This window comes from Vicinamibacteria bacterium, assembly GCA_035620555.1.
Lineage (GTDB): Bacteria > Acidobacteriota > Vicinamibacteria > Marinacidobacterales > SMYC01 > DASPGQ01.
In genome coordinates this window covers 1-14,497 of sequence record DASPGQ010000672.1, presented here as the reverse complement: position 1 = coordinate 14,497, position 14,497 = coordinate 1, and the positions used below count along the sequence as shown (strand labels likewise).

The window sequence follows — 14,497 nt, the reverse complement described above, 5'->3', positions numbered from 1 at the left end:
GCGACCGAGCCGTCTCGCCATTTCGTAGGCTTCTTCGGTGCCGACCTCGAGACGTTCATCCGCAAGGTGGGGGTCGTAGATTGACGGCACACGGCTCGATGCCATGCGTTTCCATCCCTCGATGCCGTGGAGAGGCTCCCTCGGCTCGACGGAAATGGCTTTCAGCGCCGGGGAGTATTCCTTCAGCCGCCTCGTCGTTCCTACGAATGTACCACTGGTGCCAAGGCCGCAAACGAAATGCGTCACTCGCCCCTCGGTCTGACGCCAGATCTCCTGCGCGGTCGTCCGGTAGTGCGCTTGCCAATTGGCATCGTTTCCGTACTGGTTCGGATAGAAATAGGCATCGGAGCTTTCGGCGTACCTGCGGGCAGCTTCCGCGATCGCTCCGTCGGTTCCCTCCAGTGCGCTCGTCTCCACCAGCTCCGCGCCATAAGCTCGGAGCACGAGTTTCCTTTCCAGGCTCGCGCTCCTGGGGATACAGAGCTTAACGCGGTAGCCGAGCGCGGCTCCGAGCATGGCGAGGGCGATGCCGGTATTCCCGCTCGTGGCTTCGAGGATCGTCTTCTCGTGCGTCAGCTCACCACGCTTCTCTCCCTGACGGAGCATCTCGAGTGCGGGACGATCTTTGACCGATCCGCCGGGGTTGAACCACTCGGCCTTGGCGTAGACCTCGACCCCGCGCAGGTGAGTCGTGAGGCGTTGAATACGCAGGAGAGGGGTATTGCCGATCAGCTCGGTAACGGAGCGAGGCTCCGTGAGAGAGCGGTCGACGAAGAGGGCCGCTTCAGCCCGCGACACGGAGGTTGCTCCATGCCTGCCATCGTACTAACGATGACTATTCTTGTCAAAATTATTGGAGTCGGGGTTCCCCTCGGAGACTAGAACCCGAGGGGGCCGCCCCACCAGGCGCTGCGGCGCCGAAAGCCGCGACCTATTCTCCGCCGCCGAAGCTCCTCGCGTTACAATGTACATGCCAATCCGCCAAGCCTCTCGGCACGATGAAGTTCCACCGACGAATCGTCCTATCGCTCATAGCGCTCTGTTTCGTCGCTCTCATCGCCCTTTTCTTTCTGGCGCACACGCCGTTCGTGGCCCGACGCGTGGCGGACTGGATGGAGCGGTCGACCGACGGTGCGCTTCGAATCGGAGAGCTCAGCTACGAGCTCTGGAGGGGAAAGATCTTTTTTCGTGACGTCGAGTGGCGCTCGGCCGCTCTCACTGCCGAAGTTCCCGAGGTCGACGTCGAGCTCTCCCTGTCCGGGAAACACCGTGTCATCGTCCAGAGTCCTCGCGCCAACTGGCTCGGCGCCGCCTCGGACGGCGGTGGCCCGATCTCGCTTCCGACCCTTCCGCCGGTAAGCGTCACGATCGCCGACGGCACGTTCTTCATGGATCTCCTGGAAGTGACGTCCATAGAAGCGTCGTTCGATGAGGCGGGCGGAACGATCCGGGCCGAGCGCATCGCTTTCTCCGAGCTCGAGCCTCTGACGGCAGCTGCCGAGCTCTCCCTCGGTCAGAACGTCGTAGTCTTTCGAGAACTTCGGGTCACCGGGTACGGGGGAGCGGCGGAAGCAAACGGGAGGCTCGATCTCGAATCCGATCGGCAATCTTTCGAGGTGCGCGTCGAAGACGTCGAGCTCGCTCGCATCGACGAACGACTCTCGACTCGGCTCAGGGGAACGTTCTCGGGGGAGCTTCGAGGGTGGGATTACCGAACGCTCGAGGGCCAGGGCTCGGTGACGCTTCAACCCGATCCATCGGGTGATATCGGGCTCGAAGTGAGTGGGGGGACGGTCCGGTTCGAGGCGCCGCAAATGCTCGTCCGGGGCAATGCCATCTCGGCAACGGGTGAGATCGGAGAGACCATCGATGCTCGATATCGGGCGCGGCTGACGGAGCTGCCAGAAGCGGTAGAAGGTGCCATCCTCGTCCAGGGCACCGTGTCGGGCTCGTTCGAGGCATTGCGATCGGATGTAACTTTTGATGGCGAGAACGTTCGGATCGAGGGAATTCCCCTCGAGCTTCGTGGCTCGGCGAGCTGGGCGGAGGCGCGCGTGAGGTTGCGGGACGTGATGATCGCACACGAGAGCGGAGCGACGATCCGGCTCGAGGGGGAAGTCGCGGATTCACTCGATCTCACCGGTAAGGCGGCCTACCAAAATGACCCGTTCGGCCTCACGGTGGAAGCGGCGCTCGCCATCACCGGTGAAATCACGAAGCCGAGCGTCCGAGGATCCTTCGAGGCGGCAATGGGTGAGGGACGGTTCAGCGGAGAAGGTCGTTTCGACCCGTCGACGCGCCGGATCGAGCTCCGGGGCCTGGGAGGCGGATTGGCGATCGCGGGTGTTCCCGAGGTGAAGGGAACGCTCGACGAGTTGAGCTTCGACGTCGCCGGAACGCTCGATCAGCCGACCGTGGAGATGAAGGGCCGGCTCGTCGATGCCTCTTATCGAAACGTTCGACTTCCCGAGCTCTCGCTGTCAGGCCACACGGACGGCAAGACGCTCTCGATCGACGGCTCTCCGATCCTGACCGCCACGATTCGCCTCGAAGATCCCTACGAGACCGAGGCGACGATCTCTCTCGAGGCTCTCCCTTTGACGGAGCTCGCGCGCACGCTACCGCAGGGAGCGGAGACCGAGATCCGCGCCTCGGGAGACGCTCGGCTGGCCTTTCCTCTGACCGACCTCGAGTCGGTTCGATATGGGATCGATGCCACGAGTGCGCTCGGAGTCTACCGTGGCATCTTTTTCGGAGCGAGCGCTCCCTTCTTCATCGATGGGAACCTGGAAGCTTTCACCGTACGGGAGCTGACCCTCGTGGGCGAGGATACGGCGGTCGGTCTCGAAGGCGTCATCCCTCTGTCGCCAGCGGGCCGAGTCGACCTCGACGCGCGCGGCGCCGTTCGACTCGACCTGTTGAACCTCTGGTTCCCCGAGGCCGAGCTCGCAGGACGGGCCAATGCTTCGCTCCACGTCGAAGGAATACTCACCGAGCCCGAGTGGAATGGGGATCTCGAGATCGACGATGCCCGCGGCAAGCTCGGAGAGCTCGAGATCGCCGGAGGGCGGTTGACCATCGAAGGACGACGCGCCCCCCCGGACCCCGTGGATATCCGTTTCCGCGCCGAGGGCGTCGTCGCCCGAACGAAGGCCGCCGAGGCCGAGCTCACGTTCTTCGGGGAAGTCACCAGTGAAGACGCTCAGAACCTCGAGACGCTCATGGGCCAGGGAAGTCTGGAACGAGTCCGCATCCGTGGCCCCGAGCTCGAGATCGAGAACGACGGCCCCGCCCAATGGAGACTGGAAAGCGGCACGGCGCGAATCGACGGCTTGCGATTCGGGAATCTCTCGTTGGCCGCCGAAGCAAGGCCTTTCGACGAGAGCGTGGAGTGGTCTGCCCAGGTGGACGGGACGCTCGACCACGCGCTCGTGAACCCGTTCGTTTCCGAGCTCGGACTGACCTATTCCGGAACCACTTCCTTGAGTCTTACGGCTACGGGCCGAGGTGGAGAGATTACTCTCGGCGGCGACGGGTCCTGGAGCGGCGCCCGACTCGTCCTTCAGGATCCGCCGCTCGTCTTCAGTAACGTGACCGGCGCCCTCAGCCTAGATGGATCCACCATCGTGCTAGAGACACTGACGGCGGACACGGGTGGAGGCAAGGTCTCGGCCTCGGGAAACGTCGTCCTGTCGGGCGCGAGCCTAGCAAACGTCGACCTGACCGCCCAGGCGAGCTCGGTGCGTTTGAGCTATCCCGAAGGGCTGAGGAGCGAGCTCGACGGCTCGATCCACTTGACCGGCGGCGGCGAGCGGCTGCGGCTCACCGGGGAAGTGGATCTCTCTCGGGCGGTATTCAGCCGCGATATCGATATCCAGACCGAGCTTCTCCATTCGATCGAAGACTTCACCGCCGTGTCCGAGCCGGATTCGTTGGCGGAGTCCATTCTGCTCGACATCCGCGTGCGCGCCATTGAAGGCCTTCGCATCGAGAACAATCTCGCTCGAATGGAGACCACGGCGAACCTGTCGCTCGGAGGAACTCTCGGATCTCCCGAGGTCCGGGGTATCGTCTCGGCCGCGTCGGAGGGCAGTTTCCGCTTCGGTCGCAACCAGTATCGGATCGAGTCGGGCCGGATCGAGCTCGACGGCTATCCCACCGAGCCCGCCCGAATCGACATCCAAGCGCGCACGTCGGTCTCCGGCTACGACATCCAGCTCCACGTCCGCGGGACGACGGACGACCTCATCACCAGCCTCAGCGCACCCGACGACCCCGAGTTGTCCCAGGCCGACATCGCCTCCCTTCTCGTCACCGGGCGGACGCTCGAGAACGTCTCCAGCGAGAGCCGTGCGATTCTCGGGGAGCAGATGGCCTCTTACCTCGGATCGACCCTGGGGGACCTCGCCGAGATCGGTCTCGCCAATGCGCTGCCATTTCAAATCGTGACGGTCGAGCCAGCATTGATTGCTTCCGAGACCGACCCCTCGGCGCGTTTCACTCTGGGCGCGGCATTGACCGATGAGCTGACCGTGGTCTACTCCATCGGCCTCGACGATGCCGAGAACCAGATCTGGATCGTCGACTACGAGCTCCCGCGCCGCGCAAGAACGCAGCTCGTTCGCCGCGAGGACAACGAGTTCAGTATCGGTCTGACCCAGAAACTGATCTACGACCCCGGAAGACGCGGCCGACGAGAGGAGAGGGCCGTCCGCGCGTCGAGCGTTCGCGTGGACTACGGCGGGGAGGAGCCACCGGAGAGCCATCCCGAGATTCTGCGCAAGCTGAAGCCGAAACCCGGCGATCGCTACGACTACTGGAAATCCTGGGAGGAATCGGAGCGCATCCGCAAGCGACTCAGCCAGGAAGGCTACCCCGAAGCCACCGTGGACGTCGTGACGACGTCCTGCGGTCCGCGGTGCATCGACATAGTCTACAAGGTCGACCTCGGTGTTCCCGTGGCGTTTCTCTGGACAGGCGACGAGGTCGACGACGGGTTGAAGAGAGCGGTCGTCGCGTCATGGAACGGACGGCTGGGCGAAGGCTTCGTGGCCTCCGATCTAGTGACCGTGGCCGAAGGTGGCCTCTTCGAGCGCGGCTACTATCTCGCTCATGTGGAGGCTTCGACGCAGCGGACGGTCCACGGTGTGACTGTCACCGTCGATTTCGCGACGGGTCCTCGCGGAAAGAGTGTATCGGTCGACTTCCCGGGAAGCACCGCCGTCCCCGAAAGCGTGCTTCGGACGTCGCTCCCCAAGCCAACCTCGGCGGATTTCTACGAGCTCCTTACGACGAGACGCCCTCGCTTGAAGCAGCTCCTCGAGCTCCGCTACGCGTCCTTTGGCTACCTTTCGGCCCGGATCGGCGAGCCCGAGCGCCAGTTCGACGAGAGGACCGGTGAGCTTCGGGTCACGATCCCGATCGTCGAAGGTTCGCTTTTTCGCGTCGACGGCCTGGAGCTCGAGGGTGTGAGATCCCTCGAAGAAGCCACGCTACGAGCACGCATCCCACTTCAGGACGGAGCCCCGTTCCGTCCCCAGGATTTCGGTCAATCCCGAGCCGCGATCGCGACGTACTATCGCCAGCAGGGGTTCCCCGACGTCAGCGTCACGGCGAGCTTGCTCCAGCGCGATGAGCCGGACCGGCTCGGGGCGCACTACACGATCTCGGAGGGAGCTCGGGCGACGGTGGGAAACGTGACCGTGGCGGGAAACGAAGCAACGAACGAGGGCGTCATCCTCCGCGAGGTTGCGCTGACGCCGGGCGAGCCCATCCGGGTTTCGGAAGTCAACGAGACGCAAAGAAGGCTCTATGAGCTCAGAGCTTTCCGCTCCGCGGAGGTCGTCGTCTCGGATCCGAGCCCCGGTGAGGCGGAGCGGAACGTGACGGTTCGGGTTCAAGAGGCGCCTCCCCTCGCATTCGATTACGGAGCGCGGATCGCAACCGACGGCCTCTTCGAGGTCGTGACCCAAGTGACGTCACCCAACCTTTTCGGGCGTGCCCATCGCGTTGGTTTTCGAACGCTCCTGGGAACGAACCAGCGCACGTTTCGATTCGGCTACCACACACCTTACTTCGCCCGATACAAGCTCGTCACCGACTTCTTCGTCGAACGAGAGATCCTCGAAGAGCCTGCTACGGAGGAGAACCCTGTCGCCTACATCGACCGGACCTGGACCTTCACCGCCCAGCAGCTCAAGAGAATCACCGAACGGTTAGACGTGCAATGGAGCTATGGATTCAATCGCGTGGCGACCGAGCTGGACGACCCCTTCCTGGGACCGACGACCATCGTGAGCAACCGAGGGATCGTGACCACTTCTCTGATATCCGACCGCCGTGACAACGTCGTTCGACCCCACCGAGGAAGATTGACGAGTACGACGTTTCAAGCCTCACACCCGTACGGCGACTCGCCCATCGCTCCCTTCGTCAAACTGTACACGCAGCTCTACACGTTCGTGCCTGTCTCCCGCGACATCGTCTGGGCATCCGGCTATCGGGTCGGCGTCGCCAACAGCTTCGGAGAGAACCTGATCGAAGAGGATCGTTTCCAGGCCGGGGGTCCGAACTCGGTGCGGGGATTCGAGCAGGGCTCGCTCGGCCCGGTCGACGACATCCTCCAGCGGCCGATCGGAGGCGCCGGCCTTCTCGTGTTCAACCAGGAAATCCGGTTTCCCATCGCCTGGCGCCTCAGCGGAGCCGGCTTCTGGGATGCGGGGAACGCTTTCGAAAAGGCTTCCGACTTGAGCCTGACCGACCTGCGCCACAGCGTCGGCGCCGGCGTTCGCCTGGAGCTCGCCTTCGGTCTGATCCGGCTCGACTGGGCTCGAGTGGTCGACCGCCGTCCCGGTGAGCCGGCGTCCCAGTTCATCTTCAGCCTCGGCCACGCATTCTGATCGGGACAGGCGCGCTTGCTCTCTCACCGCCGGTCACGTAGTTTCTCCTCATGAAGAACGAGCTTGCCTTGGCATTCGTGGCCTCTTGTTTCCTCACGGAATCGTCCCTAGCTCAGCCGGCCGAGCTCGTCCTCGTCGGCGGACGGGTGATGGATCCGGAAACGGGGCTCGACGCAATCCGGAACGTCGGGATCGCCGACGGAAGCATCGTCGCCGTGAGCGAGGCGCCGCTCGAAGGCAACGAGGTTCTCGACGTGAGCGGCCTCGTCGTCGCCCCTGGCTTCATCGATCTCCACGCGCACGGACAGGACCCGGTCAGCAACCGGCTCCAGGCCCAGGATGGCGTCACCACCGCGCTCGAGATGGAGATCGGGGTTTATCCCGTCGGATCTTGGCTCGCGTCGAGGGAGGGCACGGCACCGATTCACTTCGGCGCCACGGTCTCCCACGTGGGCGCGCGGGCAAAGCTCATGCATGACGTCGATCTGGGGAGTTGGGCGATGCTCCCTCCCGATTCGACGTTCTCCCTCGAGCACCGGGATTTCGCTTACAGCGAAGCGAGCGCATCACAGCTCGACGAGCTGAAGGCGCTCATGGTGCGCGGGCTCGAGGAAGGGGGGCTCGGCTTCGGTCTGGGCATCACCTACACCCCCGGGGCTTCGCGGGAGGAGATTCTCGCCCTCTTCGAGCTCGCGGCGGCGAATGGCGTTCCGATCTACGTCCACACCCGGGGAGAAGGATCCGGGGGCACGCTGGGGGCCTTTCAGGAGGTCATCGCCGACGCGGCGGTGACGGGCGCCTCGCTGCACATAGTCCACATGAACAGCTCTGCCGGCGAGAGTGCGCGAACGACGCTCGGAATGATCCGGGGTGCTCGAGAGCGTGGTCTCGACGTGACGACCGAGGCCTACCCCTACACCGCCGGTTCCACTCGACTCGAGTCGGCCCTCTTCGATTCCTGGGAGGAACGGAGCGACGAAGACTACGCGAACCTCCAGTGGACCGCGACCGGCGAGCGACTCACGAGCAAGACGTTCGAGATCTATCGTGAGGAGGGAGGCTGGGTCATCATCCACGGAGGACGGACGGAAGAGACGAATGCCTGGATCATCGCTCAGCCCGACGTGATGGTGGCGAGCGACGGAATTCCCTTCCTCTACGGTCCGGCCCATCCGAGGGGTGCGGGGACGTTCGCCCGGATCCTCGGCCACTACAGCCGGGAGCGGGACGTCATCGGGTTGATGCCGGCACTGGCGAAAATGACGTGGTTACCCGCCCGCCGGCTCGAGGACGCTGCGCCGGTAATGAAGAAGAAGGGTCGGGTCCAAGAGAGGATGGACGCCGACTTGACGGTCTTCGACCCCGAGACCATCCTGGACCGCTCGAGCTACGAGGACGGCGACGTTCCGTCGACCGGAATCGCCCACGTGCTCGTATCCGGCACGTTCGTCGTCCGTGATGGCGAGCTCGTCGCGGACGCCCTGCCCGGGCGGGCCATCCGCGGCGAGCGCTGACTCATCCGATCAGAGCTTCGACAGGAAAGACCGCACCGCCGCCGCCTCCGGGGCGTCGGGCGCGAGCTCGATGAACCGCTTCAGATGGGGGATCATCAAGTCCCTCTTGTCGGAGTCCCGGTAAGCCATCCCCAGGTAATAGTGGGCGTAGGCGTGGCCCGGCGCGAGCTTCGTTGCTTTCTCGAGCTCGCGGATGGCACCCTCGCGGTTGTTCTGCTTGGTGTACACCAGACCCAGGCCGAAATGCGCCTCGGCATTGTCAGGGTTCTTGGCGAGCGCCTTTTCCAACGGCTCTTTGGCGCCACCGGTGTCGCCCGAGCGAACGCGCGCCAGGCCGACATAGGTAAGAATTTCCTCGCTATCGGGATTTCCTTCCAGCTCGGACGACAGTACTCGGGCCGCGTCGCCATACTTGCCCTCTTTGTAGAGCTGTATACCCTGGGATTGTGCCCAGGCGGAAGTCGCCAGCAAAGTGAGCCAAATCCATCGTTTCACGGTCGTCGCATCCTTTCGCATCGTGTCCTCCAGAGAAGACAGAATCGGAACTTCCCGAGATTCTGCTCGTGTACAATGCATGAGTTGTGCCATCCGTTCGGCTCAGAGGAACGTCGCGATCTCCTCGAGCTCTTTTTTCGTGATTTTGGGCACACGAGCGCCTTCCGCCGGATAGCCGACGACGAGGATGAGGAACGCTCGCTCGTGCGCCGGACGACCTAGAATCTCGTTCAGGAAACCCATGGGACTCGGGGTATGCGTGAGCGAGACCAGGCCCGCGTTGTGGACGGCAGCAATGAGAAGCCCCGTCGCGATGCCAACCGATTCCGAGACGTAATAGTGCTTGATTTTGCGCCCATCTTTCGCCACTCCGTGACTCTGCGCGAATATCACGATGAGATAGGGTGCGGTCTCGAGAAAAGGCTTGTGCTCGTCGGTTCCCAGAAGGGAGAGCGCCTCCAACCACTCGTCCGGTGCGCGGCCGCCGTAGAACGCACGCTCTTCCTCCTCGGCGGCGCTCCGGATCGCCTTCTTGATCGCCGGCTGGCTGACGACCACGAAGTGCCATGGCTGCTGGTTTGCCCCGCTTGGGGCCGTGGAGGCCGCTCTCAGGCAGTCCTCCACAATCTCTCTCGGTACCGGCCGCGAGGAGAAGTCACGCACGGTGCGACGTCGGGTCAGCTGGTCGTGGAATTCCTTCGCCCGATGTCTCATCGCCTCGAGCGACAGCTCCGTGAATGCGAGAGACTCGAACGCCGGCTTTGTCATCGAACCTACATCTTAACCCCGGGAGAAGCCCGAGTAAGGGTATATTCTCGTACCAACTAACGAGGATAGAAGAAGATGAGACTGCTCGCGCTCGCCATCCTGAGTGGCCTCTCGTGTGCCGGCGTCACGCTCGCGCTGTGCTACCTGCATGGCGGCGGCGGCCTCGGTATCGAGGGGGCCGTCTTGATGCTTTCCGGCACGGCAGGGGTAGTGGGCTTTTTTGCCGGGCTGCTGGCCTTTAACGGGTAGCGGCGCCACTCGATGACACACCGTGGCCATCGACACCGTCCGCGTAAACCGGGCTCGCCCAAGCCGCGCCTCCGTCTGACTGGACCACCCGAACATAGACGTACTCACCGGGCGTCAGACGGGGTAGCTCGATCGTTTCCGAGAGATCGCGGCGGTCGTTGCCGGGAATCGAAAGTACTACGCTTCCGCTGCGAACGATGTCGATGCGATCGACGGGCGCCGTCGCCGCAGCGGCGAAGCGTAGCTCCTGGAATGCTGCGCCTGACGGGGAGACCGAAGAGCCCATCGGCTCGCCGTCGAGCCACATGCGAAGCCAGATGCGCGGTCCGTTCGTAGCGTAAACACGGCGCGCGCGAAGGGCATCGAGAACCGTTTCCCGGGTGACCTCTTCGGCAAAGATCGCCGCGAGTCCTCCGCTCGGCGATGCCAGGTGTGCCAGACCGGGATGTCCATCGTGACTGTCCCCGCTCCCGACGAAACCGAAACGTGCGCCCCGATCGAGGACATCCCGAACGAAGTTGCCTTCCACGGCGCTGTAGATCTTCCCCGGCGAATCGGATGCTTCGCTCGAGCCATGGACGGAAACGATCTCCGTGACCGGCTCGATCGTCGGATCGGGGAGGTAGCTCCAGTCGGTCGACACCGGCCCGCCGGCGGAGTGGTGCGCCACGGTAATCGCCGAGTGACCCTCGAGAGCCTTCCAGAGGAGCGCCGGCGTCTCGTATCGCGGATCGAGAGCACTCAGGATTTCCCCCTCTTCCTCGAAATAGAGTACGTGTCGATGCCCGTGTACCCAGTTGGTCCACTCGTAACCGGTGAGCGCGAGAAACCGACCCGGCTCTTCGAATGCGCGCGCATCGCGTCGGATGCGCTCCCACATCTCGGGGTTCTGATCGATGAAACGCATTCCCCAATGATCGTGATCCGTGAGCGCCACGAGGTCGAGCGCGGCGATGTCCCGCGCGTAGGCGTAGTAGTCCTCGGGCGTTCCCGTGCCATCCGAAAGCTGCGAATGTCCGTGCAGATCACCCCAGAGGATCCGGGGGATGCCTTCGCGCACGACGAGAGGGTTGCTCTCCGCCTCGAGGCCGTTCGCGCTCGCCGCGCGAACGCGGTAGACGCCCGGTTTTTCGACGAGCACCTCGAGGGGCTCACCGGGAATCAGCTCCTTCGGTAGCGGAAGCCCGGCGGCGTCTTCGACCGCTACTTTGTCCTCGAGCTCCACTCCGGCGTTCCCGAGACCATCCAGGACGACGACACGCAGTTTCACCCTGGAGCCCGGCCGCGCCGTACTGGGGAATATCAACAAGAGTCGAGCCGGACCCCCGGCGAGAACGTCGACTCGGGGCGAGTCCTGAAGGAGGGCCCGAACGCCGTCGCCGTCGCCGTCGACCGCAAGCCAGATCGGAGAGTCGCGTTCGGCGAAGCGGTCGACGCGCGCTCCCGAGGGTCCCGCGCCATAAACGATTCGGACCCGCTCGCCTTCCGCCAGGGCTCGTCCGCTGATATGAAAGGCTATCATCCCCCCGGCCGCGAGCACTGGATCGAACACCACCCCGTCGGCATCGGTCGAAGCTTCCGTATATCCCGGCGCGTCGTTCACCTCGTTCTGCGGCGGATCCCAGCCCCAAAATGGGGAGGGCTGCAGGACGATGGCGCCACCGACGTCGATACCGAGCGGCCCGGCTTCGTAGAGAATGTCGAATCGCCGACGTTCGCCGATGATCACCGGCTCGTCGTTCTCGACCCAGGCGCGCCCGCCGGCGTCTGACGGGTGTCTCGCGGCCTCGAGATCCTCACGAAGAGTTCGAAGGGTCTCGAGCTTCGCGTCTCGCGAACGGGAGGGTTCCTCGCTGCAGGCGGCGGCGAAGATAAGGAGCAGAACGAGACCGCGGGAAGACGTGCTTGCAGCCGGAAGGAACATCGCAGGTCCTCGCGAGCAGCGGAAGCCAGACTACCATCTACCTTGTCAAGAAGGCACCAGCCTCAGAAGGTAATGGTCTGGTCTTCGCCACTGATCATGGCAACCACGGGACCACCCGTGGAGATTCGGTTGGCGTCGGCGACGGCCCTTTGAACGTCCGGAGAGGCGAGCGCCTCGTTCAATATCTGCGCCGATGGGAAATGGATCTCGGCGATCCGATAGAAGTGCGGCTTGCCCTGGGGTGACTCGGACAATCTGGTAAGAACCGCCTTCTGAGCCCCGGCCCGAGCCAGGATCGGACCGGCCATCGGTAGGTGCTCCTCAGCATAGGCCTTCTCGAAGGCCGCACTATCCTTCGGATGGGGGTAGCAGACGACGAGCTTTGCTCCAGACATATCACTCCTTTCGCGGTTAACCCTGCGCATTCTCTCACTCAAGCGAGTTATCCACTAGCTCACGCAGTTCCAAACGACGCGCGGGGTCGCACGACCGGACCACTATGGGATCGCGAAAACGGATCCATGAGGGACTGCTGCACCCGTCGATCCATGCGGCCACTCGGTTCGGCCGAAGTCGGCAACTCCGTCTTCTCCGAATGAGCGATCGATCGCCAGTGCGCCAGTCGCCGGATCGATGATAACCATCATGACGCTGTGAAGCATGCCACCATATCCCGTTGCGACGATGCGCCTGCTGCCGGGCTCGAGCGCAATCCAATGCGGCAATCGACCCTCACCGAGACTCAAATAGCTGACTTCCTTCGGACTGCTGGGATCACCGAGATCCAGCGTCACCAATCCATTCCTAGAAGGGACGGTTTGAACCCAATAGGGACCTACGGTAACCGGCAGCGCACAGAGCTCGTCATTGTCGTCGCCGGTAGACGTATTGGATATCTCGAACGTGTGGATGTGTCGAATGCTCGGTAGAGAAGCCGCATAATCGTGAACCTGATACAGCCCGCACAAGAACGTGTTGACAAGAAGTGTTTTCTTATCCGCCATGATCCTCGGTTCGGCCGGAAGCTGATGCTCGAAGCCTCTTGGACCTTTGGGGAGACGCATCGTCTGCAACAGAGTCAAGTCGGACAGTCGCCAAAATTGAATCGAATCGGCTACCAACTTCGCCATCATGTCGGTTGTCGTCGACACCACCAGGTCAACCTCGGGCAAGGGAAGAAGGCTATACGGCCGGACCTCGGGAAAGTCTGCGTCAGCAGCGGATGCCGCGCGAACCAGATTTCCGGACGGCGTTAGCTCAGCGATGCCGCCGGTCGCTTCCCTCGTACCCTGTCCGTTTTGAAAGGTAGCAAGCAGGTTGCCGTTGGAAAGACGTTCGAACGAATGAGGATAGCTGAATTCTCCCATGCTCTCGAAACGAGCCGCGACCGATGGCGCCAACGGATCGTGCAAATCGATGACGAAGCTGTGCCCTGAGCTGAAGCCGTTGACGAAGAGTCGACCATCCGCGGGCATTCGATGCTCGGAATGGTGAGCGCCGGAAGGCATTCCGACTTCGACCGTCCTGAGAACATCGCCATACGCCGGTGACTCTGGATCGGCGTCCAGCACCGCGAGAAAATCACTGTGCTGTGAGTCGGCATCCGCCGCCCAGACGAACAGGTAGTGGCTGTCCGCTGCCAAAGAAGGCAAGCTGAGCAGAGAAAGCGCAGCAGCAAGACAGAGGTTCGCGAATCGCGGCGTCTCAATGACCAGCACGATCATTCTCCTCCCATCGATTGTCCACGTTCTCTGTAACCGGCTGTTGAGGCCCGTCACCCCGAGCTACGCCCCGCGGCGCCGCACAGGTAGCCAGCCTACTAAACTCGCCCTGGCTTCGCCTTTCTGCCAGATGTGTTGAGGGCGACCGCGGCACGGACGAGCGACTTGAACGCGCGCGAGTCAAGCTCCTCACCCTCATGGATATCAATGGCGCGCCTGGCGTTGCCGTCGAGACTGGCGTTGAAAAGACCTTCTGGATCATCGAGAGAGGCTCCCCTGGCGAACGTGATCTTCACCTTGTCCTTGTAGGTCTCGCCGGTGCAGATCATCCCGTCGTGCGACCACACCGGGACGCCCATCGGGTTCGAAGGCTTTCTCCATTTCACCTCCTCGACCGCTTCGGGATCGGCTTGCTTGATGAGAGCGCGAACGCGCCCGAGAATCCTGCCCCGCCAGTCCGAGAGCTCGGCGATTCTCTTGTCAATCAGCTCAGTCGCCGACTGGCCTTCGGTGGAACCCGACCTTTTCATGCGCTTCGTCCTCCGCGAATGGGATTCAGTGATCGCCCAACCCAGCCAGGGATGAGTGGCGTCCAGAAGCCACCGAACTCAACGAAAGTGTCATCGGCCGGGGCGACTCATGATCGCGCCAGTCGCCAACAGCTGCAAGCTCTTCTTAGACGGACCATCGGTTCGAAGCCTCCGGGTCGAACTGAAGTCTGGGACCAATTTGCACAAGCAGAACCTGCCAATATACGGCTCGGGTGCCTGCAAGTGGCGCTTCGTCGTACGTTCCAGTTGGTTCGCCGTCAGTCGACACGTCGATCCGGAGTCCTTCATTGAAGACAAGCTGCAGACCACTCCCCGCTGGCTCGAGCCGATTGAATGTGTACTGGCCGATCTCCTGATCCTCGACAATCTGGATTTC

General features: G+C 63.0%; 11 protein-coding genes. 4 read left to right on the top strand and 7 right to left on the bottom strand.

Features of this window, described 5'->3' with window-relative positions:
• On the bottom strand, nucleotides 1-798 hold a 798-nt coding region (locus VEK15_27325; GenBank protein ID HXV64440.1), incomplete at its 3' end, for a cysteine synthase family protein.
• Between the two features lie 200 nt (nucleotides 799-998).
• Between VEK15_27325 and VEK15_27320 the strand changes: the two genes are divergently transcribed.
• Both VEK15_27320 and VEK15_27315 read left to right on the top strand, forming a co-directional pair.
• On the top strand, nucleotides 999-6,899 hold the full coding sequence (locus tag VEK15_27320; protein HXV64439.1) for a translocation/assembly module TamB domain-containing protein: 5,901 nt from the start codon (nucleotides 999-1,001) through the stop codon (nucleotides 6,897-6,899).
• Between the two features lie 50 nt (nucleotides 6,900-6,949).
• Complete coding sequence (locus VEK15_27315) at nucleotides 6,950-8,413, top strand: amidohydrolase family protein (protein ID HXV64438.1); 1,464 nt, start codon at nucleotides 6,950-6,952, stop codon at nucleotides 8,411-8,413.
• Nucleotides 8,414-8,422: 9 nt separating this feature from the next.
• Here VEK15_27315 and VEK15_27310 read toward each other — a convergent pair whose 3' ends face one another.
• Both VEK15_27310 and VEK15_27305 read right to left on the bottom strand, forming a co-directional pair.
• Entirely contained in the window at nucleotides 8,423-8,908 is a 486-nt protein-coding gene (locus VEK15_27310; GenBank protein ID HXV64437.1) for a tetratricopeptide repeat protein, read from the bottom strand.
• 102 nt (nucleotides 8,909-9,010) lie between these two features.
• On the bottom strand, nucleotides 9,011-9,676 hold the full coding sequence (locus VEK15_27305; protein ID HXV64436.1) for a nitroreductase family protein: 666 nt from the start codon (nucleotides 9,674-9,676) through the stop codon (nucleotides 9,011-9,013).
• Between the two features lie 75 nt (nucleotides 9,677-9,751).
• On the opposite strand from VEK15_27305, the gene VEK15_27300 reads away from it, so the two are divergent.
• Nucleotides 9,752-9,925, top strand: coding sequence for a hypothetical protein (locus VEK15_27300; GenBank protein ID HXV64435.1), 174 nt, complete (start codon nucleotides 9,752-9,754; stop codon nucleotides 9,923-9,925).
• Here VEK15_27300 and VEK15_27295 read toward each other — a convergent pair.
• The 4 genes from VEK15_27295 to VEK15_27280 all read right to left on the bottom strand — a co-directional run bounded on the left by VEK15_27295 (nucleotide 9,915) and on the right by VEK15_27280 (nucleotide 14,100).
• Complete coding sequence (locus tag VEK15_27295; protein HXV64434.1) at nucleotides 9,915-11,849, bottom strand: CehA/McbA family metallohydrolase; 1,935 nt, start codon at nucleotides 11,847-11,849, stop codon at nucleotides 9,915-9,917. The two genes, VEK15_27300 and VEK15_27295, sit on opposite strands and share 11 nt — an antisense overlap.
• A 62-nt stretch (nucleotides 11,850-11,911) precedes the next feature.
• Entirely contained in the window at nucleotides 11,912-12,244 is a 333-nt protein-coding gene (locus VEK15_27290; protein HXV64433.1) for an EthD family reductase, read from the bottom strand.
• A 102-nt stretch (nucleotides 12,245-12,346) separates the two neighbouring features.
• The gene (locus VEK15_27285) at nucleotides 12,347-13,573 is read right to left on the bottom strand and encodes a hypothetical protein (protein HXV64432.1); all 1,227 of its coding nucleotides are present in this window, start codon (nucleotides 13,571-13,573) and stop codon (nucleotides 12,347-12,349) included.
• A gap of 95 nt (nucleotides 13,574-13,668) precedes the next feature.
• The gene (locus VEK15_27280) at nucleotides 13,669-14,100 is read right to left on the bottom strand and encodes a DUF1801 domain-containing protein (protein ID HXV64431.1); all 432 of its coding nucleotides are present in this window, start codon (nucleotides 14,098-14,100) and stop codon (nucleotides 13,669-13,671) included.
• A 199-nt stretch (nucleotides 14,101-14,299) separates the two neighbouring features.
• On the opposite strand from VEK15_27280, the gene VEK15_27275 reads away from it, so the two are divergent.
• A partial coding sequence (locus tag VEK15_27275) for a hypothetical protein (protein ID HXV64430.1) occupies nucleotides 14,300-14,497 on the top strand: 198 nt, incomplete at its 3' end.

Coding starts and splice junctions, on each gene's coding strand:
- VEK15_27295 (HXV64434.1), bottom strand. CDS start 11,849: ATGTTCCTTCCGGCTGCAAGCACGTCTTCCCGCGGTCTCGTTCTGCTC.
- VEK15_27300 (HXV64435.1), top strand. CDS start 9,752: ATGAGACTGCTCGCGCTCGCCATCCTGAGTGGCCTCTCGTGTGCCGGC.
- VEK15_27290 (HXV64433.1), bottom strand. CDS start 12,244: ATGTCTGGAGCAAAGCTCGTCGTCTGCTACCCCCATCCGAAGGATAGT.
- VEK15_27315 (HXV64438.1), top strand. CDS start 6,950: ATGAAGAACGAGCTTGCCTTGGCATTCGTGGCCTCTTGTTTCCTCACG.
- VEK15_27320 (HXV64439.1), top strand. CDS start 999: ATGAAGTTCCACCGACGAATCGTCCTATCGCTCATAGCGCTCTGTTTC.
- VEK15_27305 (HXV64436.1), bottom strand. CDS start 9,676: ATGACAAAGCCGGCGTTCGAGTCTCTCGCATTCACGGAGCTGTCGCTC.
- VEK15_27285 (HXV64432.1), bottom strand. CDS start 13,573: ATGATCGTGCTGGTCATTGAGACGCCGCGATTCGCGAACCTCTGTCTT.
- VEK15_27280 (HXV64431.1), bottom strand. CDS start 14,100: ATGAAAAGGTCGGGTTCCACCGAAGGCCAGTCGGCGACTGAGCTGATT.